The 19,621-nt window shown below is 63.7% G+C and carries 20 protein-coding genes; 10 read left to right on the top strand and 10 right to left on the bottom strand.

The annotated features are described in order from the left end of the window. Window positions 1-138 precede the first annotated feature (138 nt). The gene (locus CSW57_RS07420) at window positions 139-1,626 is read left to right on the top strand and encodes a flavin-containing monooxygenase (RefSeq protein WP_099382204.1); all 1,488 of its coding nucleotides are present in this window, start codon (window positions 139-141) and stop codon (window positions 1,624-1,626) included. On the opposite strand, the gene CSW57_RS07415 is transcribed toward CSW57_RS07420, so the two are convergent. Then, the gene (locus tag CSW57_RS07415; RefSeq protein ID WP_099382203.1) at window positions 1,627-2,868 is read right to left on the bottom strand and encodes a lipase family alpha/beta hydrolase; all 1,242 of its coding nucleotides are present in this window, start codon (window positions 2,866-2,868) and stop codon (window positions 1,627-1,629) included. A gap of 130 nt (window positions 2,869-2,998) precedes the next feature. On the opposite strand from CSW57_RS07415, the gene CSW57_RS07410 reads away from it, so the two are divergent. Further along, window positions 2,999-4,453 carry an MFS transporter gene (locus tag CSW57_RS07410; protein WP_099382448.1) on the top strand — a complete coding sequence of 485 codons (1,455 nt, stop codon included), beginning with the start codon at window positions 2,999-3,001 and terminating at the stop codon, window positions 4,451-4,453. A 76-nt stretch (window positions 4,454-4,529) separates the two neighbouring features. Continuing rightward, window positions 4,530-4,814, top strand: coding sequence for a 4a-hydroxytetrahydrobiopterin dehydratase (locus CSW57_RS07405; RefSeq protein WP_099382202.1), 285 nt, complete (start codon window positions 4,530-4,532; stop codon window positions 4,812-4,814). A gap of 112 nt (window positions 4,815-4,926) precedes the next feature. Here the strand turns inward: CSW57_RS07405 and CSW57_RS07400 are convergent, their stop codons facing one another. Next, window positions 4,927-6,075 carry an acyl-CoA dehydrogenase family protein gene (locus tag CSW57_RS07400; protein ID WP_099382201.1) on the bottom strand — a complete coding sequence of 383 codons (1,149 nt, stop codon included), beginning with the start codon at window positions 6,073-6,075 and terminating at the stop codon, window positions 4,927-4,929. Then, entirely contained in the window at window positions 6,075-7,307 is a 1,233-nt protein-coding gene (locus CSW57_RS07395; protein ID WP_099382200.1) for an acyl-CoA dehydrogenase family protein, read from the bottom strand. Before CSW57_RS07395 ends, CSW57_RS07400 begins: the two co-directional genes overlap by 1 nt. 60 nt (window positions 7,308-7,367) lie before the next feature. Between CSW57_RS07395 and CSW57_RS07390 the strand changes: the two genes are divergently transcribed. From CSW57_RS07390 to CSW57_RS07380, 3 genes are all read left to right on the top strand, one after another. Next, window positions 7,368-7,967 carry a QsdR family transcriptional regulator gene (locus CSW57_RS07390; protein ID WP_099382199.1) on the top strand — a complete coding sequence of 200 codons (600 nt, stop codon included), beginning with the start codon at window positions 7,368-7,370 and terminating at the stop codon, window positions 7,965-7,967. Between the two features lie 118 nt (window positions 7,968-8,085). Further along, a complete protein-coding gene (locus CSW57_RS07385; protein ID WP_099382198.1) occupies window positions 8,086-8,769 on the top strand; it encodes an HAD family hydrolase in 684 nt (227 codons plus the stop codon). Between the two features lie 105 nt (window positions 8,770-8,874). Next, the gene (locus CSW57_RS07380) at window positions 8,875-9,069 is read left to right on the top strand and encodes a hypothetical protein (RefSeq protein WP_023958137.1); all 195 of its coding nucleotides are present in this window, start codon (window positions 8,875-8,877) and stop codon (window positions 9,067-9,069) included. Window positions 9,070-9,140: 71 nt separating this feature from the next. On the opposite strand, the gene CSW57_RS07375 is transcribed toward CSW57_RS07380, so the two are convergent. Continuing rightward, window positions 9,141-9,581, bottom strand: a complete 441-nt coding sequence (locus tag CSW57_RS07375; protein ID WP_099382197.1) for an SRPBCC family protein — start codon at window positions 9,579-9,581, stop codon at window positions 9,141-9,143. A gap of 262 nt (window positions 9,582-9,843) precedes the next feature. Between CSW57_RS07375 and CSW57_RS07370 the strand changes: the two genes are divergently transcribed. Then, window positions 9,844-11,031 carry a polysaccharide deacetylase gene (locus CSW57_RS07370; protein ID WP_143696497.1) on the top strand — a complete coding sequence of 396 codons (1,188 nt, stop codon included), beginning with the start codon at window positions 9,844-9,846 and terminating at the stop codon, window positions 11,029-11,031. A gap of 77 nt (window positions 11,032-11,108) precedes the next feature. Then, complete coding sequence (locus CSW57_RS07365) at window positions 11,109-12,113, top strand: alpha/beta hydrolase family protein (protein ID WP_223249104.1); 1,005 nt, start codon at window positions 11,109-11,111, stop codon at window positions 12,111-12,113. A gap of 7 nt (window positions 12,114-12,120) precedes the next feature. Here CSW57_RS07365 and CSW57_RS07360 read toward each other — a convergent pair whose 3' ends face one another. Further along, entirely contained in the window at window positions 12,121-12,972 is an 852-nt protein-coding gene (locus CSW57_RS07360; protein ID WP_099382195.1) for a class I SAM-dependent methyltransferase, read from the bottom strand. A 159-nt stretch (window positions 12,973-13,131) separates the two neighbouring features. On the opposite strand from CSW57_RS07360, the gene CSW57_RS07355 reads away from it, so the two are divergent. Then, window positions 13,132-13,821, top strand: a complete 690-nt coding sequence (locus tag CSW57_RS07355) for a winged helix-turn-helix transcriptional regulator (RefSeq protein WP_099382446.1) — start codon at window positions 13,132-13,134, stop codon at window positions 13,819-13,821. Here the strand turns inward: CSW57_RS07355 and CSW57_RS07350 are convergent, their stop codons facing one another. From CSW57_RS07350 to CSW57_RS07330, 5 genes are all read right to left on the bottom strand, one after another. Further along, window positions 13,822-14,712 (bottom strand): SDR family oxidoreductase, encoded by an 891-nt coding sequence (locus CSW57_RS07350; protein WP_099382194.1) that lies wholly within the window; start codon window positions 14,710-14,712, stop codon window positions 13,822-13,824. A gap of 42 nt (window positions 14,713-14,754) precedes the next feature. Further along, on the bottom strand, window positions 14,755-15,786 hold the full coding sequence (locus CSW57_RS07345; RefSeq protein ID WP_099382193.1) for a phosphotransferase family protein: 1,032 nt from the start codon (window positions 15,784-15,786) through the stop codon (window positions 14,755-14,757). Continuing rightward, window positions 15,783-17,006, bottom strand: a complete 1,224-nt coding sequence (locus tag CSW57_RS07340) for an acyl-CoA dehydrogenase family protein (protein ID WP_099382192.1) — start codon at window positions 17,004-17,006, stop codon at window positions 15,783-15,785. The genes CSW57_RS07345 and CSW57_RS07340 overlap by 4 nt, the downstream gene beginning before the upstream one ends. 77 nt (window positions 17,007-17,083) lie before the next feature. After that, window positions 17,084-17,902, bottom strand: a complete 819-nt coding sequence (locus tag CSW57_RS07335; protein WP_099382445.1) for an SDR family oxidoreductase — start codon at window positions 17,900-17,902, stop codon at window positions 17,084-17,086. A gap of 19 nt (window positions 17,903-17,921) precedes the next feature. Then, a complete protein-coding gene (locus CSW57_RS07330) occupies window positions 17,922-18,386 on the bottom strand; it encodes a cupin domain-containing protein (RefSeq protein ID WP_189339166.1) in 465 nt (154 codons plus the stop codon). Between the two features lie 207 nt (window positions 18,387-18,593). Between CSW57_RS07330 and CSW57_RS07325 the strand changes: the two genes are divergently transcribed. After that, window positions 18,594-19,616 carry a hypothetical protein gene (locus tag CSW57_RS07325; RefSeq protein ID WP_370623930.1) on the top strand — a complete coding sequence of 341 codons (1,023 nt, stop codon included), beginning with the start codon at window positions 18,594-18,596 and terminating at the stop codon, window positions 19,614-19,616. The last annotated feature ends 5 nt before the right edge of the window (window positions 19,617-19,621 follow it).

Genomic DNA, 19,621 nt, shown 5'->3' with positions numbered 1-19,621 from the left:
GTTGTGACCGTGACGCTCATAGTTGCACAGCATGGTGAACGAGGAAACTGCTTCGCAAAGGAAACAGCGAGAACGCGACCGTCCTCCAAAAGACACGGTGACCTGCGCGATCGCCGCCGGCACGACCGAAGAGGACCGATGACCCTGTCAGATCACGTAGATGTCTTGATCATCGGAGCAGGACTCTCAGGAGTCGGCGCCGCCTGCCACGTGCGGGAGAAGTTCCCCGACCGGAGCATCGCGATCCTGGAGAGCCGGCCCCGCATCGGCGGTACATGGGACCTGTTCAACTACCCCGGAATCCGGTCCGATTCGGACATGTTCACCCTCGGATACAAGTTCCGGCCCTGGGTGGGTGACAACGCGATCGCAGACGGCCCCTCCATCCTCGAATACGTCCGGGCAACAGCCGCCGAATACGGGATCGATGAGACGATCCGGTTCAACCGCCGGGCCGTGCGTGCGGAATGGTCGGGCAGCGAACAGCTCTGGAGGGTTCACATCGAGCGCACCGACGTGGGCACCGAAACCCAGGCCGAGACCATCTCCGCCAACTTCCTGATGTCCTGTAGCGGCTACTACCGCTACGACGAGGGCTACACACCCGACTTCCCTGCGATCGAGCAGTTCTCAGGGACCATCGTGCATCCGCAGCACTGGCCGAACGATCTCGACTACACCGACAAGCGGGTGGTGATCATCGGCAGCGGGGCCACCGCGGTCACCTTGGCACCGTCGATGGCCCCCGAAGCCGCGCACGTCACCATGCTCCAGCGTTCGCCGTCCTACGTCATCTCCATTCCCAAGCAGGATGCCATTGCGAACAGACTGCGCAAACTGCTTCCCGAGAAATGGGCTTACGCTGCCGCGCGCGGCAAGGGAATCGCCGTCTCCACCGCCATCTATCAACTGTGTCAACGTTATCCACAGTTCATGAAGAAGCAGATCAGGTCATGGCAAGAGCGGCAACTGCCAGATTTCGACATCGATACCCACTTCGCGCCGCGCTACAACCCCTGGGATCAGCGCCTGTGTCTCGTGCCCGACAGCGACCTGTTCCGCGCCATCAGAAAAGGGTCGGTGTCCATGGCCACCGACCGGATCGCCACGTTCACCGAAAGCGGTATCGAGCTGGAATCCGGCGACCATCTCGACGCCGACATCGTCGTCACGGCCACCGGCCTCAATCTGCTCGCCCTGGGCGGGCTCACGTTCGTGGTCGACGGGGAGGAAGTCGACCTCACCGACACGATGACCTACAAGGGTATGATGCTCAGCGGCATCCCCAATTTCTTCTACGTTGTCGGGTACACGAACGCGTCGTGGACCTTGAAGGCAGACCTGGTGTGTGAGTACATGTGTCGCCTGCTCGAACACATGGACGCCAACGGATACGGCGAAAGCGTCCCGGTGAAGGACCCGTCCGTGCAGGAAGAACCGTTCCTGGACTTCGCCGCCGGATACGTTCTGCGTTCGGTCGACTCGTTTCCGCATCAGGGTTCACGTGCCCCCTGGAGGCTGCGGATGAACTACTACCGCGATGTCCTCACCTTGCGCCACGGCACGGTTGCGGACGCGCCGATGAGGTTCCGGGAGCGCAGCGCTTCCCTGACGTCGGCCGGCTGATCAGCCGACCGGCGTCGACTTCTCCCGCAGCCGCGTCGCCAGCCACTCGCAGACGGCTTCGTTGTTGAGCAGGGTGAAGTGGTGGGCCGACCCGAGATGCATCCCGTCGTCGTCACGAAAACCTATGTCGCGCAACTTGTCCCGGCCACGGGCACTGACATGCAACACCAAACCGTCACCGAGGTAACGGCCGAGCAGGTGTTCGGGGTCCCGGGTGATCGAGGCCGAGACAAAACTGTGCTCGGCATCGGCGAGCAACGGGACCTCTGCTATTGCGGCCTGGCGCAAGGCATCGAGGTCTCGGCCCGTCCAGTCCTCGTCCACCAGCGAACCGGCGTACAGGTCCCGGATCCCCGCGCTGCGCCTGTGTAGTAGCCGGCCGATCGGACGGGACTCGGGCAGCATCTGCAACAGCGCAGTGGCGGTGTGTACGGTCCTCGCCAACGGGGCCCCCAGATGCGGAGATCCGAGACAGACGATGTGGCGGACCTTTCCGGCCCACCCAGCCCCGACGAGGGAAGCCCCGTGACAAGCGCTACGTGCCACGAGACCACCCATCGAGTGCCCGACCAGCACGATCTCCTCCACGGGTACAGGCCAATTCCTCACCACCTCCTCGATGAGCGCGGACAGTTCACGGCCGTTCTCGGAGATGTGCCTACCCGTGTTGTAACGCACCTGCAGTTCGCTGAAGCCGAGCTCCGCGGACAATCTGGCCCCATACGTCGGCCTGCCGCCGATACCCCAGGCGACTTCGGTCTCCATCAGTCCGTGCGTGAAAAAGACCAGCTTGGGCGTCGCATGAGGATACGCGTTCGCGAGGGATGCCTTGTCCGCGTGTTGAATTCGCCCGTCGACCCGAAGCGACATCGGCGTGGCCAGTGGTGAATCCTGTTCGGCGAGCGCGTCTCCGATCAAACCGGTCAACGCACCGAGCGCAATCGCACCGCGTTTTGTCTCCGATGGCATCCGCCCACGTCCGTCGACCGTCCGTGATGCCACCTGCGCTGCCACCTCACAGGCAACGGCGATGGATCGATATGTTCCATCGGCAATCGCGTTGTGAATGATCCGCGAAGGTGCCGCCCAGGGGCCGACACCGAGCTGCACTCCTGAGAACACGCGGTCCGAGATCGCCCGGTGCACGATGCCCACTCCGGTGACCGCCTTCCCGACCTCCTCGAAGGCCAGTTCCGCCAGCGCGCGAACCTCGTCTTGCCGCGGGTCATCCACATCGATCATGCATTCAGTGTACAACCGTGCACTGAGGTGTGCGTATGCGGCGGCTGCTTCCTGACAGCGCAGTGCACACCGGCTACCGTCCGACCATGGGATTGCACCGCTCCGCACCGACTCGAGGGTGGCGTTGGAAGTGAGCGCTGCCACGCCCACCTCCAGGCCCACGCCCGGCCCCGTCCTGGTTGTCGCGATCCTCGCGTCTTTTGTCGCGTTCCTCGACGGATCGGTGGTGAACCTCGCCCTTCCCGCCATCTCGGACGACCTGGGAGGTGGGCTGAGTACACAGCAGTGGGTGGTCGATGCATACCTCCTCACCCTGGGCGCACTGATACTGGTGGCCGGCGCGATCTCTGATGCGTTCGGACGCCTGCCGATGCTCCGGATCGGGCTCGTGATCTTCGGCCTGGCATCCGTGGCGTGCGCGGCTGCACCGACCGACCTCGTCCTGATCATCGCCCGCGGGCTGCAAGGTGTGGGCGCGGCCCTGCTGGTGCCCAGTTCGCTCGCATTGATCAACTCGGCGTTCACCCCGGACGACCAGCCCAAGGCGATCGGTACATGGACCGCATGGACGGGCACGGCCTTTGTGGTCGGTCCACTACTCGGTGGTGTACTCGTCGACACGTTGAACTGGCGGTGGATCTTTGCCGTCAACGTCGTGCCGGTGACGATCACCCTGGTGCTGTCGATGCGACTCGTCGAACCGGCTCGGACGACGCCGCGCGAACGCATCGACGTACCAGGCGCAGTGCTGACGGCCGGCGGTCTCGCCGGAACCGTCTACGCCCTCATCGAGCAGCAACGTCTCGGTCTGAGCAACCCCGCCGTGGCTGCAGCCTTGGCGCTCGGACTGTTGTGCCTGGCAGGGCTGGGCTGGCGCGAAACGCACACCGACCATCCGATGATCCCAGCGAAGATGTTCGCGGTCAGGAACTTCGGTGTCGGCAATCTCGCGACGACGTTCATCTACGCCGCATTGTCGATGGGCACGCTGGTGACGGCTCTGTTCCTGCAAGAGGTCGCGGGCTTCTCGGCCTTGATGGCCGGGCTCGCCACGTTGCCGGTCCCGCTGCTCTCGTTCTTCATCGCTCGGCCGGTGGGGGCACTGTCGGCACGCTATGGGCCCCGCGTGTTCATGGCATCCGGACCGATCGTTGCCGGATGCGGTTACCTGCTCATGCTCACCACCGTCGACGATTTCGATTTCTGGACACAGATGCTCCCCGGGCTCGTGCTCTTCGGGCTCGGCCTGTCGATCACCGTCACGCCGCTGACCTCGGCCGTCCTCGCATCGATCGCTCGGCAACACAGCGGGATCGGCTCGGCGTTGAACAACGCGATCTCGCGGATCGCTGGACTGATCGCTGTTGCCTGCACCGGGATCATCGTGGGCGGCACCCTGGACACCGCGTCATTCCACCGTGTTCTGGTGGTGACCGCGGCCCTGTTCATCGTCGGCGGCGTGGTGGCGGCCATCGGTATCCGCAACCACGGCCACCATCCCGAACAGGTCGCGGTGACGGCGGCCGCACAGTGCTGTGATCGCTCGACCACTCCCCCTGACGTCCGGCCGGTCGTCGGCCAGTGACCGGCGGGGATCCGCCGACGCACCGACGCACCGACTACATTTGAAGCGAGGGTCTGGTGGTGGGAACATCGGGACGATGACCGCACTGCTGACCGAATCCGGCATCACCGCCGCACTCGCCGATCTACCCAAATGGCAACGCAAGGGCCAATCGTTGACTCAGACGATCGATTGCCCGGACTTTTTGGCGGCGATCGCATTGGTGAATCGGGTGGCCGAGGCCGCGGAAGAGGCCAACCATCACCCTGATATGGATATCCGTTGGCGCACAGTGACTTTTACCCTCAGCACACATTCGGCGGGCGGAATCACAAGCCTCGACGTGATGTTGGCGCAGCGAATAGACAACCTGGCACCCTGACCTGACCGGCGTTCCCGACGAGCGAGTCCGTATCGAAGACACCGCCGGGCGAGCCTGCGCGGCCCGCCCGGCGGGTGTTGCGCCCCGTGCGGATGAGAACAGTGAAGCGGTGTCAGGCCTTGGTGAGCGCCGCGTATCGCGCTATGTGCATGTCCGCAGAACCGAACTCGTACTCAATGGCCGTGAGCCGTTTGAAATAGTGACCGATCGCGAGTTCCTCGGTCATGCCCATCCCGCCGTGCAACTGAACGGCGTTCTGCCCGATGAAACGCGCCGCCCGACCGATGGTCGCCTTCGCCGCCGACACCGCCAGCGCGCGTTCGGTGGGCTCGGCTTCCAGATTCAAAATCGCGAGGTACACCGCGGCAATAGACTGTTCGAGCTCCATGTACATGTCGACCATCCGATGCTGCAACGCCTGAAAACTGCCGATCGCCTGACCGAACTGCTGACGCTGCTTGGCATATTCGACAGTGTCGCCCAACACTTTTCGCATCAGCCCGACAGCCTCGGATGCCACCGCGGCCGTGGCCTCGTCCACTGCACGGTCTATCGACGCCCATGCATCGCCTTCGCCGCCCAGAAGGGCATCGGCGGGTAGGCGCATCCCGGAGAACACGAGATCCGCCGCACGCCGGTCATCGATGGTGCGGTAGGCGTGAACGGCCAAACCTTCAGGAGGGTTGTCGGCATCGACATCGATCAGGAACAACGAAATCCCCGAGGTGTCACGTCGCCCGCCAGCAGTCCGGGCCGTGACGAGCAGATGGCCGGCTAGGGGTGCACTGCTGACAACCGCTTTCGTGCCGTCGAGCACCCACTCGTCGCCGTGTCTACGGGCGATCGTCGACACGTCATTGAAGTCAGGACCCGATGTGGGTTCGGTGGCAGCGAACGCCGTGATCGCATCCCCCGCGACGAGTCTCTCGAGAACGGCCGTGGCGCGGTCCCCACCCGCCCTGTGCAACAGACCGCCGCCGAAGACGACGGTGTCCACGAAGGGTTCGACAACAAGTGCCTGGCCGAGCGCTTCGGTGACAATCATCAATTCGACCGGCCCACCGCCGATTCCACCGGCTTCTTCCGGAAGTGTCGCACCGAGGATTCCGAGTTCGTCGGCGAAGGCTCGCCAGATCGACGGCTGCCATCCTGCCCCCGTCTTGGCAGCCGCCCGACTCTTTTCCAGGTCGTAACGGTTGGCCAAGAACTTGGCGAGGCCATCGCGGAGCAGTTCTTGCTCTTTGGTCAAGTTGAAGTCCATCAGAGCCCCAATGCTGCTTTCGCGAGAATGTTTCGTTGAATTTCGTTGCTACCGGCGTAGATCGAGCCTGCCCGGTCGTTGAAGTAACGCAGTGGCGCAACTGCCTCCCAAGGTTCGCCGCTGACGTAACCGTCCGCGGGCTCGGTGAACTCGGAGATCGGACCACCAGGCTTGGTCGCGTGCGGCTGGTAGACCCGTCCGCGTGTACCAGCGGCCTCCAGGGTGAGTTCGGTGAGCTTCTGGCTGAGCTCGGTCGCAAGCACTTTGAGCATCGACGAGGCGGGACCCGGATCTTTGCCCGACGCCATCGCCGACAGCGTTCGGTATTCCAGGATCTCCAGGACCTTTGTGCGGATGCGGGCTTCGGCCAGCTTGGCAGAGAAACCGGGATCGTCGATGAGCGGGCGTCCACCAGGCCCCGGCTGCGACGCCGCCGAGGTGGCGAGCGACTCCGCCATCACCTGCAACGCCGGGGCGGCCGCGCCCCCGCCTCGTTCGAACACGAGGAGATACTTCGCCACGGTCCAGCCGTCGTCGATCTTTCCGAGCACGTTCGCCTTGGGCACCCGCACATTGTCGAAGAACACCTGGTTCTGGACCTGCTCACCCGACGTCATCACCAACGGCCGTACTTCGATGCCCGGCGAGTTCATGTCGATCAGCACGAAGGTGATGCCCTGCTGCTTCTTCTGCTGCCGGGATGTGCGAACGAGGCAGAACATCCAGTTCGCCTCGGTGGCATGGGTTGTCCAGATCTTGCTGCCGGTGCAGACCAGGTCATCGCCGTCGTCCTTTGCCGCCATCGAGAGGGACGCAAGATCCGAACCGGCCTCGGGTTCGGAATATCCCTGGCAGAAAAAGACCTCGCCGGTGAGGATCCCGGGCAGGTAGTAGTCCTTCTGTTCCTGGGTGCCGAAAGCGATGATGGCGTGGGCGACCATCCGAATCCCCATGGGAGACAGCGACGGTGCACCGGCGATGATGGACTCGCGACTGAAGATGTAGTGCTGGGTGAGGGTCCAGTCGCAACCGCCGTACTCGACCGGCCACGCAGGCGCTGCCCAGCCCCGCTCGTGCAAGATGCGCTGCCACTCCATGCTCGCCTCGTGGTCGGAGTAGACGCTGGTCATCAGACGGCCGGCCCGGCGCAGGTCCGGGGTCAACTTCTCGTCGAGGAAAGCGCGCACCTCGTCTCGAAACTCCGAATCGGCGGCCGACCATTGCAAGTCCATGTGCGCTCCTGAAGCGGTGTGCTGATTGACCGGAGGGCCGGTCGGAGACAAAATCTACTTATGTCTCACCAGACCGTCAACAGCCGGTCACACCCTCGCGTGCACCGTGACGACGTGATCGACCTCGCTCACGACTGGTTCCTCGCCGGCAGGCGGGTCGACATACAGGCGCTGTCGCGCGAACTGAAGATCGGCCGCGCGACGATCTACCGATGGTTCGCGGGCCGGGAAGTGGTTCTCGGCGAAGTGGTGTGGCGAATACTCATCGACGCCATCGAACGAGTCGAGGCGCGTGGTGGAGAGCTCGACGCCAACAAGTTCGTCAGCAACTTCGGTTTCCTCGCCGAGACCGTTCGTAACTACCAACCGCTCGAACGGTTCGTCGCAGATGACCCTGAGTACGCGCTGCGGGTCCTCACCTCGCGGTACAGCGTGGTTCAGGGCAGGTTGATCGAGTGGACCGTGGGCAAATTGGCGGCCATGCCCGAGCTCTCGCGCTATCCGGACACCTCCGGTCTCGCGTATGCCGTCGTGCGCCTGGGTGAATCGTTCATCTGGAGCGACATGATCACCGGCGACCCTCCGCAACCCGACAAGGCCACCGCGATGGTGGGCATGTTGATCGCGGGCGCGTGCGCGAAATCGTCTGGTCGAGGCTGATCTGCGCCGTGGCCGTACAGCTTGCGCGGGTACCGGTCCGGCTGCACCCGGGCCAGGCAGGCGACGTGCGGATAACATTCCCCCATGGCGTCGCGACCACATCATCGAGCTGCCGGCCATGACTGACATCCGCTGGGCGACGTTCGACTGTTACGGCACGTTGATCGACTGGCGTCACGGGATCTCGACCGGGATTGAGCTGGTCTTCCCGGGCCGCGGCGCGGACCTTCTCGACAAATTCAACCGGCACGAACCGCAGGTCCAGGCCCAGTACCCGGAGATGCGCTACCGCGATGTGTTGACCGAGGCGTTTCGTCGCACCGCCGACGATGCCGGGCTTGTCCTCAGGGCCGACGACGCCGACGTGCTGGCCACGGGTATCGCCTACTGGCCGCCCTTCCACGACACAGCTTCCGAGCTGGCGCGCCTGCGGGCATCGGGGTGGCGCCTTGCCCTGCTGACCAATTGCGACCGCGACATCATCGGCGCAGCGCAGCGCCGCCTCGGGACTCCTGTCGATGCGGTCATCACCGCCGAGGACGTGGGTTCGTACAAGCCGGCCCATCCGCACTTCGAAAGGTTCGCCCAGACCTTCGACCCCGGGCCCGGTCAGTGGGTCCACGTCGCGCAGGGCTACTTCCACGACATCATCCCGGCTCATGCTCTCGGCATCCCCCGGGTGTGGGTCAACAGACTCGGCCAGAGGGATGACCCGTCGATCGCCGATGCGGTGATCCCCGACCTGAGCCGGCTGACCGAGGTCGTCGCCGCAGTCGGTACCGGCGCCGCGGCGCGCTCGTGAGGAGTCGAACGTCACGCACCGCGATGTGTAGCGCTGCGAACTGGCGGGTATCCGCCTGACGGCCCGGGCAGCAGCCTCGGGTGAGTACGGTGACGAGAGGGAGACATGGCGGAGTATCGAGTTCTCAATCCAGACGAGGATGTTGTCGACAAGGTCGAATTCAACAACGCCGAAGACGCCTACGAGTGGTTCAAGAATCGCGAGGTGCCTTCAGGACAACTCGGTTTCCGTATGGAGGTCAACGTCGACGGAGACTGGCGATTCTTCGACCAGACTGACGGAACCAGGTCACGCGACTGACCTCGCCCGGCCGAACGGCCGAGGAACCTTGCTGCATCCAACGGACACACCGTTGGATGCAGCTTTTTTCTCTACTCCGCCGTTCGCGACCGCTCGGCGAGCAACGCCAGACGCCGCAGGGCTTCCGAGTTCCTCGGATGAACCGCCAAGTGCTGGACCTGGTCGGGCATCAGTGACCACGGTGGGTTTGCCGCGTGCTCGATCATCTCGATGCGGCATCCTTGCGGGATCTCGTGCAAGCGCAGGATGATCTCGGCCTTGCCGAAGGGCAGTGCCCGCGCGATCAATCGCAGCTCGCGCCCTTCCTCCATACCCACCGACTCCGTCCGGTCGTTGAGCAGGACGGGCCACAGCCCAACCGAATGAGCGATGTTGCTTCCCGGTCGCGGCCAATTCGCATCGACGGCACGTATCCGTGACGACCCGACAACCCAATTGGCATACGACCAGCCGTCTGCGAGTACACGCCACACATCTTCCGTCGACGCGGTTGTTTCATGCGTTGTAGCCACGAACCCCTCCAGTGCTCTCGGCAGGCCTGCGGATCGGGACTCGACCCGCGCGAAACGGCAGTGCCGCTATCTCAGCCGGTTGTCGGTCTTACGGATTCGATGTACCCACCGGCGGCGATCTCACACGTGAACCCGGTTTCGGGGTACGGACGTCGCTGCGGCCGACGGCGATTCGTCCGGCTGGTGACCCGCCGAACTGTTAAGCTCCGCGCGAGTCAAGGCGGCGCTCGGGCGGCCGATGGCCGCGCGAAAGGTGAATACGTTGCAGTTGCGACGCATAGAGCATCACGTCCGTCGATCGCTCTCGCTGGCTGTGGCCGCGGTGATCCTGGCCGCCTGTGGAACCGGGGGTGATGGGGACGGGGCCGGCAGTGTCGCAGTGCAACCAGTCGATGCCACGTCCGAACCGGTCTCGACGCCTCCGCCCGCTCCGGCTCGACTCGAGAGCAACGTTGCGATGGAACGACTTTCGCCGAACGCCAAACCACCCCAGTTCGTTTTGTTTTCTTTCGATGGTGTCGGCGTATCAGAAAACTGGGATCTGTTCCTGGACACCGCGAACGAGGTCGATGCACGCTTCACGGCCTTGATGACCGGCTTGTACTTCCTCACCGACAAGAACAAGAAGAAGTACACCGGTCCTGGTTACGCGGCCGGAGAGTCGTCACTGGCTTTCGGAGGCACCGAGAAGGAGGTCATCGAACAAGTCGACTATCTCAATCGCACGTGGTTCGCCGGTCATGAGATGGGCACTCATTACGTCGGCCATTTCTGTGTCGGCACAAAGAACCCCGGCCGCGATTGGACCACCGCGGAATGGAACCACGAACTCGATCAGTTCTTCCGGCTGATGACCGAGTGGAAGTCACTCAACAACATCCGGAACACACCCGATCTCGCTTTCGGTCCCGACGCCGTCAAAGGCGGGCGAACGCCCTGCCTCGAAGGCGGTATGGGGCAACTGTTCCCGGCGTTGGGAGCGCACGACATGACGTGGGACTCGTCGAAGGCGGCCCGTCAACCGGGCATCTACTGGCCGACGAAGGTCGGCAGCATCTGGGAATTCCCCATCCCGTACACGTGGTCACCACCGCTCAACCACAGGCAGACCGCCCTCGACTACAACTACTGGTTCACGTTCAACCAAGCCAAGGACAGCCCCGCCAGCGCACCGAAGATCCGCCGTATCGTGAAGGAGTCCTACGACTACATGTTCCGGCGCGCCTATGAGGGCAACCGGGCCCCGTTGGTCATCGCCAACCACTTCAATGATTGGAGCGGGAACGCGTTCAACCCCGCCACAGCTGATTTCATGCGCGAGGCATGTGTGAAACCCGAAACGGTCTGTGCCACCTATCAAGACGTGATCGCGTGGATGGAGCTGCAGGATCCGGCCGTGTTGGCGCCATGGCGAAAGATGGCGCCGGTTGCCGTCGACGCCGACAGTTGACCCGCACGCCCTCTGTGCCCCCATCCCCTGCGTGCCCATCTGGGCGCAACGCTCGTAGTCCGGCCATCGGTCGAGCGATGAATCCCGTACCCCACCGTCTGAACACCATGGAAGGTTTCCTGATGCGACGACACCGCATTCTTGCCCTGCTCGGTTCACTGGCCGCCACTGCGGGCCTGATCGCCGGCTGTTCGGACGATGGGGGCGACGCCGGACCAGTGGGTACCCAGTCGTCCGTTGCGAGCGCCGGGCCCTCGGTCTCAGACGAGGTCACGGTGACCCGGATCGACTACCCGACTCTGGACGGAACGGACCCGGAGCAGAACTGGGGTGATCTCTATCTGCCCGCGGGACCGCAGGCGGTGGACTCGACCCGACTGGTCGTCTTGATCCATGGCGGCGCATGGCAGTCCCAACTGGGTGCTGATCTCTTTGATCCCTTCGCCCGCGACCTCGCTGCACGGGGAATGGCGGTGTACAACATCGAATACCGCCGGCTGGGTTCAGGCGGTGGTTGGCCGACCACATTCGAGGACGTTTCGCAGGCCCTCGACAATGTCATCGCGATCGACAAGAGGTTCCCCCAATTGGAGACCACCGACGCACTGGTGGTCGGACACAGCGCCGGGGCCCAGTTGGCGGTCTGGGGCGGGACACGACACAAACTGGATCCCACCGAGGTCGGTGCCAATCCGAAGTTCCGGCCCACCAGAGTGGTCTCCTTGGCCGGTCCGCTGGACATGGTGCAGGCAGTTCGCAACGGCGACGACCGGATCGTCGCGGCCCTCGGCGGAACTCCCGGGCAGGTACCGGAGCGTTACGCGTCGGTGGACCCGATCCAGAATCTCGATCCCGGAACTCCGGTGATCGCGGTCCACGGCACCCGGGACACTGTGGTACTCCCCTCGTTGTCACAGCGATACGTCAGTGCGCTGAAGAACGAGAACGGCAGTGGCCGTGTGGTGTTGATCGACGGCGAGGATCACGGTTCGATCGTGAGCTCGAACTCCGCCGCCTATCGCCAGATACTCGACATCATCACCGAGGGATCAACCAAGACTGTCGACCAACTGAGCGAGTGACCAACGGTCATCTCACAGTCGCTGTGACCAACAGGTATTCCCACTCCATCACGCCGTCGTGGTTCATCGCAGCGCGGGCGAGATCGTCCAGACCGTCGTCGAGTGCTGCGACAGCCGTGGGGTTCCCCGCGTTCGCGTTGTACACCGCGATGGTGGGTCCGTACGTCGTCTTGAAGAACCTGCGAAACTCCTCCGGAGACTGAAAGCGGTCGACGGTGAGTGTCCGCCGCTCGGCAGTGATGTCGGCATGGTCGCCGAACAGTTCGCGGACATGGGTCTCCTCGCCCCACAGTGGTGGGGGCTGTGCCCCGGGTTGTGGGGCGGGTGCGTACGGCTTCATGGTCGCGAACATCCGGCCGACGAATCCGCCGGGTGTCCAGCTGATCAATCCGATACGCCCTCCGGAGCGGCAGACCCGGATCAGTTCAGCGGCAGCTCGCTGGTGATCAGGAGCGAACATCACGCCCACGCACGACATCACCACGTCAAAGCTGTTGTCGGCAAAGGGAAGAGCCTCGGCGTCGGCCTCCTGCCAGGTCAGCTGTACCCCCTGCTCGGCGGCAAACGCACGACCGGCTTCGAACAGCTCGGGGGCAAGGTCCGCCGCGATCACCTCGGCTCCGGTCCGGGCTGCCGGTACGGACGCGTTGCCCGAGCCGGCCGCCACGTCGAGCACGCGGTCACCGCCCTGCAGGTCGAGTTCGGCCACCAGCATCTCGCCGAGAGCTGAGATCACCTCCGTCGCGACCGCCGGGTAGTCACCCGAGGCCCACATGGCGCGATGCCGCGCCTTGAGTTCATTCGTGTGGTGACCTGACGTGGTTCTGGTGGTGTCGGTGGTTGTCGAGTCGGCGGCCATGGCATGTTCCTATCTCTTGCGTGATCGGTTCATCTCAGAATCCGACCGTGGCCCGCAGGCAGTCCAGTGCTGGATCTGAACCGATCCAGTACAGATTTTGTACTGGTCCGTGCCGGGGACGAGGTGTGTACTGACTGGAGTGGTCCGAAAGGAGGGTTGATGTCCGGATACGGCCAGTTCTGTCCTGTCGCGAAGGCGATGGAAGTGCTCGACGAACGATGGACTCTGCTCGTAGTTCGTGAGTTACTCGCCGGCAGTACGCATTTCAACGAACTACGGCGCGGTGTCCCGCGGATGTCACCTGCACTGCTCTCCAAGCGGTTGCGGACTCTCGAGCACGCGGGCGTCGTCGAACGCCACGTTGCGGGCGGGCGGACGAGCTACGCGATGACTGCAAGTGGCAGGGAGCTGTCGTCGGTGGTCGAGGCCCTCAACGCCTGGGGCATCCGCTGGATCGGCGAACTCGGAGACGAAGACCTCGACCCCCACCTGCTGATGTGGGACATGCGTCGGACAGTACCCACAGACGTGTGGCCGACGAGCCGCACGGTGATAGCCTTCCGGCTCGGCGGCGTGGCTGCCAACGCCCACCGCTGGTGGCTGGTCGTGACGCAAGGCCAGGTGGACATCTGCGACTGCGACCCCGGCTTCGAAACCACCGCCACGGTCGTGGCCGAGCTCCGTGACCTCACCGCGGTCTGGCGGGGTGACCGCTCTTGGGAGACAGCCTGTTCCATCGGCACGGTCCAGATCGTCGGTCCCGACGACGTGCGCCGTCGTGTGCCCGGCTGGATCGGGCAGGGGCAGATGGCCGCGATCCCCAGGCCTGTCACGGCAGACCGGACATGATCACCGCGTGCCGGAGATGAGTCCTTCGGTGGCGTCCCACAGCCGGGCCGCCAGCTCGGCGTCCTGGGCCTCCTTGCTGGGCTCGGTCTGCTTGCCGCCTTTGACGTAGCGGCCGGTGAATGTACCCGCCTCCGGTGCGGATGCCGCCCACACCGCTGACCGCGCACCTTTGTCGACGGTGGCCATGAACGGGGTGAGCAACACGCCGATCACCTGATACCCGAACGGCAGATCACGCCCGAGAGTGGTGCCTTTGACGAATCCCGGATCGGCACAATTCGCCACCAACCGAGCTGGGTCGTTGCGGCGCGCGAGTTCGGTCGTGAACAGCGTCAGCGCCAACTTCGAATTGTTGTACACGCGTTGACCGCTGAACTTACGGCCCTTCTCCTGCAGATCCTGGATGTCGATGTGGCCGCCACGGTGTCCCGACGAACTGATGTTCACTATCCGCGACGGTTCGCCGGCAGCGGCTGCTTCCGCCATGACGGGCGCCAGCGACGTACTGAGTACGAAGGGCGCCAGGTAGTTGACCGCAAAGGTGAGTTCGAACCCGTCCTTGGACTCACGTGGGTCACCGATGTCGATGCCGGCGTTGTTGATCAGCACATCGATACGCTCGAATCGCTGTTGCAGATCGGTCGCCAGCGCACGCACATCCGCCAGATCAGACAGATCTGCGAGCGCTGTACTGACGCTGCCGGTCGGCGATTGACCCGGTGATCCTGAACCGAGCTCCCCGGCCACTTCTGCGGCCTTCACCTCGTCTCGGGCTACTAGGACGACGTCGGCGCCCTGTGCGTACAACCGCCGTGCGGTTTCCTTGCCCAGCCCCGATGTGGCCCCCGTGACGACGACAGTCCTACCCGCGAGCTCATGCCTCTGCGTCATGGTTTCCTCCCTGTCGGCCGGTCGCCCGGTTCGTTTCTGCCATCACAGGATTCCGGATTCGCGCCCCACCTGCACAGTGCGGACAACAAGATCGTCGATGACCTTGTTCGTCGGTCCGCCGTCGCGTGAAGCATTTCGCGGATCGTTGATCAGTCGTCGGCGAACGCCCTCGGCGATGATGGTCAACCGCCACAGGGCAAGGGTGTGCCAGTAGCCGACGTCGGTCACGTCCCGGCCCGTCGCCTCCGCATAGCCGGCGATCAACTCGGCCCGCCGCGGGAACCCGGGAAGTGTCGGCGCGGTGAAGGGCCCGGCCACCCCGTCGCCCGATTCCGGCCAGAACGCCAGCAGGTTGCCCAGGTCGGCGAGCGGTTCACCGAGCGTGCACAGCTCCCAGTCCACGATGCCGATCACGTCACCGTTCTCGGCCCCGGTGATCACGTTGCTCATGTAGTAGTCGCCATGCACCAGTGTCACCTCGGACTGATCCGGGGCGTGCGCAGCAAGCGCCTGGGCGACCTCGGTGATCTCCGCGATGTCCTGGGTCTTGGAGTGTTCCCATTGCGCCGACCAGCGCTTGAGTTGTCGGGCCGCAAAAGGCTTCTTGCTCGCCAGATCGTCGAGACCGACCTTGGCGAGGTCGACCGAATGAACGGTGCCCAGTGCCCGCGGCAGACTCAACCCGATGGCTCGCCGGCGTTCGGGCGACAATTGCGAGGCCACCGCCACATCGTCGACCACAACCCCGTCGACATAACCCATCAACACAAGCGGGGCGTCTGTGACAGCCGGATCACTGGTGGTGGCGATCATCTCCGGCACCGGAACCGGGGTGTCCTGCAGTGCAGACATGATCCGGTGTTCGCGCAGCACGTCATGAGCCGATGCCAGCAGCGCTCCCAGTGGCGGGCGACGGAGAACCCAGTGGCGGCCACCGGCGTCCCCGACGCGGTACGTCAGATTGGATTGACCGTTGCCGATACGCGAAAACGACAGCGGGGCAACAGCTCCAATGTCGAGACCGACGATCCATTCGGTGACCAGATCAGTGTCGATCCCGACGGCCGTACTCATGCCTTCGCCTCCGTCTTACGGTAAGGCCCGAGCTCCTGGCGCGCGATGGTCCGCTTGTGCACCTCGTCGGGACCGTCGGCCAGCCGAAGCGCGCGCAGGTGTGCGTACATGCTGGCGAGTGGGAAGTCGTCGGACACCCCTCCCCCTCCGTGGACCTGTATCGCCCGGTCGACGATCTTGAGCGCCATGTTGGGTGCGGCGACCTTGATGGCAGCGATCTCGGTGCGCGCTTGTTTGTTCCCCACGGTGTCCATCAACCACGCCGCTTTGAGGGTGAGCAATCGATTCATCTCGATGTCGATGCGCGCCTCGGCAATCCAATCCTGGATGTTCGCCTGGGCGGCGAGCGGCTTACCGAATGCGATGCGCGAGGAAGCGCGCTCACACATCAGTTCCAGTGCGCGTTCGGCCATCCCGATCGCTCGCATGCAGTGGTGTATCCGTCCCGGTCCGAGGCGGGCCTGGCCGATCATGAAACCTGCGCCGACCCCGGCCAGGACGTCGCTGTCGGGCACACGCACGTCCTCGAAGAGAACCTCGGCGTGTCCCTCCCTGTCCTGGTAACCGAACACCGGCAGGTTGCGGATCACCCTGACGCCCGGAGCGTCGATCGGGACCACCATCATCGATTGCTGCGCGTGGGCTGCCGCGTCGGGATCGGTCTTTCCCATCACGATCAGGACTTTGCAGTTGGGGTGTAATGCGTTCGACGTCCACCACTTTCGGCCGTTGAGGATCCACTCGTCCCCGGACCGGGTCATGCTCATCTGGATGTTTGTCGCGTCGGAGCTGGCGACCGCCGGTTCGGTCATCGCAAACGCGGACCGGATCGTGCCCTCGAGGAGTGGCGTCAGCCAGCGCTCTTTGTGTTCATCACTGCCGAACAGTGACAGCACTTCCATGTTCCCGGTGTCCGGAGCCGAACAGTTGGTTGCCTCCGGTGCCAGTGCAGCACTTCGACCCATGATCTCGGCAAGTGGCGCATACTCCGAGTTGGTCAGACCTGCGCCGTAGCGGGGATCGGGATGGAAGAGGTTCCACAACCCGCGCTCTTTCGCCTCGGTCTTGAGTTCTTCGATGATCGGCGGATCGAAATGCGGATTACCGGATTCGGCCATTTGCCTGGCGTAGATCTGCTCCGCCGGATACACGTGCCCCGTCATGAAATCGAGAAGGCGATCTCGGTATTCGAGGCATCGGTCGGAGTAGGCGAAATCCATGTGATGAGTCCTGTATCGAGTGAGAGATGTCTCGGGCAGACCTGATCGCCCGAGTCGAAGCCGGCTGGTTCGGAACGTCAGGAATCCGAGAGCAGATGACGCTGATAACGACGCATCCCGGAAATCCAACGGTCGTAATCCGACCCCTTGTTACGGTAGAAGTCCAGTACTTCCGGATGCGGGAGAATCAAGAATTTTTCCTGTTCGACCGCGGCGAGAACCTGGACCGCCACGTCTGCCGGTTGAAGTACCGCGCCCGCGCCGATCACTGCGCTGGCGGCGACAGAAGCGCCCGGCTGGTCGGTCTCGAACCCGGAGCGAAGCAACTCGGTCTCCACTCCCATGGGGCACAGACAACTCACTTTCACACCCTGGTCGCCGTAGGTGACAGAGAGCCACTCGGCGAAACCCACTGCAGCGTGCTTGGAGACCGAGTAAGTGGCCGAACCGATCTGAGTCAGCAGACCTGCCGCAGACGCCGTCGACACGAAATATCCGCCGCCACGCTCGATCCATCGCGGAACGAGCAACCGCGCGGCACGGACGTGGGCCATGACGTTCACCTCGAGGGCGATGTCCCACAAATCGTCGGGAGTGTCCAGGCCCAGTCCGGCGGTGGTCCCGGCGTTCGCGAAGAAGATGTCCACCGGCCCGAACTCACTCTCGGCGCGGTCGACAATCCGCTGGAGCACACCTTCATCCGCGACATCTCCGCCCTCCGCGACAGCACGACCATCATGCGAAGCGTTGATCTCGTCGGCAACGGCCTCTGCCTTGCCCGCGTTCAGGTCTGCAACCACAACCCGGCTCCCGGCCTCTGCCAGAGCACGACTGAGGGCCGCGCCGATTCCGGCTCCACCGCCGGTTACAACAGCAACTTTCTGGGCTACGTCCATCTCTGCGATCGTAGGCGAGTCACCCGGCGGCGACGTCACACGCCGGGGCTGGCGCGTCCTCGAAGAGCGGATCACCCAAGGGTTCCAGATAGGCGACGTACAGGACCACGGGAACAGTGCCGAGGTTGCGTCCGACGTGGGTGTTGGCGACCCCGCTCGGTTCATTGATGAAATCGCCCGTACGGAAGATCTGGGGAACGCAGTCGGGCCCCGGATGGGTCAGGGTGCCCGCACCGACGAATCCGACAACCGGTCCATCGTGGTAATGCCACCCGGTGGTCCCGCCTGGAGCGATGGTGATCTCGCGCGCCACGACGTGAACACCAGCCGGGATGAATGGGATCAGCTCGGCGGGAATCTCGAAATCCGCGAGAGTCTTGGCCGAAATGTCTTTGCTGGGCGTCGCCGTAGCAGTTGCCGCACCGACGAACAATGCCGCCGTCACCAGCAAAACTGCGGTCACAGACCGGATGAGTTGTTTCATTTGCTGAGCGTAACGGCGATCGAGCCGCCTCACGCGGTGTTCGATACGAACCCGATCCTCCGAGAACCAGCCGCCGTACAATTCTTGCGCACAGCCGGATTGCCCGGTTTCACCACGAGGAGCGACGTGACACGTTCATCCAACCGACCGTCCCGCCTCGGCTTCTTCACTCGGAACGCCGTGGGCTTCAGTTCGGCAGAGGCGTTCATGATCATCGCGATCACCACCATTCTTCTCACCCGGGGTTACTTGTGGATCACCGATTATCCGCAAGTCGGGGGCGGGAACCTACACATCGCCCACGCGCTCTACGGCGGAGCGTTCATGATGCTGTCGCTGCTGATCAGTTGGTGGCTGCTGGGGTTCGGCGCCCGATTGTTCTGTGTTGTCCTCGGCGGTATCGGTTTCGGTCTGTTCCTCGACGAGGTGGGCAAGTTCGTCACCAAGGACAACGACTACTTCTACGGACCTTCCGCCGAGATCATGTATGTACTGGTCGTTTTCGTTCTGATCGTAGGTCGGGTCCTACGAGAGGTACGGCCTCTGAGCGCTCACGAGAAGGTCTCGTCGGCAGCCTCCATCGCGGCCGACGGGGTTGCGCGAGGCCTGGCCCCGCACCGGCGGGAGCTCGCGCTGCGCCTGGTCGAGGAAGCCGAGGAGATGGGCTACGACAAGGTTGCGGCGGAACACATTCGCAGCCTTCTGCTGACATCCGGCATCGCATCAGCGCGGTTGTACGCACTGTCGCAGTGGGCCCCCCGCTTGATCCCTTCGTGGTTCCGAAGTCCGCGATGGCTGCCGATCGTCGGTTGGCTGATGACCGTGACCGCGGCGTTGGCGTTCGGCTTAGGACTTCTCGGCGTCGCGATGAACGGGATCTACCTGGACGACGACAACGTGACGTTCGAATTGGCGGGCATGAGCATGGCCACCGCCATTCTTCTCCTGAGTTCTACCGTCACACTTGCTTTTTCACTCCCGGCGATGGTGATGCTGCGTAAGACCGACAAGATGTGGCCGCTGCATTTCCTGCGGTACGGCGCACTCACCTTCACGATGCTCAATGCGTTGGTCGATTTCGCAACCGAAGGATTCGCCGCTCTGGTGAACCTGTCTGTCGGGGTGTTCACCCTGGCCATCATCTCTTACCGGATCGACGTCCGTGCCAGGGTGGCCCGGCCTCGGGCACACGAGGAAGCGTTGGCGGCAAGTACTCCCGTCCGCGACTGAGCCGC

Source organism: Williamsia muralis, from assembly GCF_002735905.1.
In the GTDB taxonomy this organism is placed as follows: Bacteria; Actinomycetota; Actinomycetes; order Mycobacteriales; family Mycobacteriaceae; genus Williamsia; species Williamsia muralis_A.
The sequence above is the reverse complement of the archived record's forward strand: the minus strand, read 5'-3'. Positions and strand labels throughout refer to the sequence as shown.